Source organism: Microvirga pakistanensis (assembly GCF_004458765.1).
GTDB lineage: Bacteria > Pseudomonadota > Alphaproteobacteria > Rhizobiales > Beijerinckiaceae > Microvirga > Microvirga pakistanensis.
This window is the reverse complement of sequence record NZ_SPJX01000551.1, coordinates 1-224: the sequence shown is the minus strand read 5'-3', so window position 1 is coordinate 224 and position 224 is coordinate 1. Positions and strand designations below refer to the sequence as shown.

The 224-nt window shown below is 57.1% G+C and carries 1 protein-coding gene; it reads left to right on the top strand.

The genetic code is table 11. The features are described from left to right. Positions 1–224, top strand: a 224-nt coding sequence (locus E4K09_RS23765; protein WP_134500162.1) for a DDE-type integrase/transposase/recombinase, incomplete at both ends; no start/stop codon positions are given.

The window sequence follows — 224 nt, the reverse complement described above, 5'->3', positions numbered from 1 at the left end:
ATGGTGCCCAAGCGCATCATCACCGATAAGCTGCCCTCCTACGGGGCTGCCAGGCGCAAGGTCATGCCGAGGGTTGAGCACCGGTCTCACAAGGGCTTGAACAACAGGGCTGAAAATTCGCATCTCTCGCTGCGAAAGCGGGAGAGAATGATGCAGGGCTTTCGGTCTGTGGAAGGCCTGCAGCGGTTCACATCAGTCTTTTCGGCTGCCAGAAATCTGTTCGT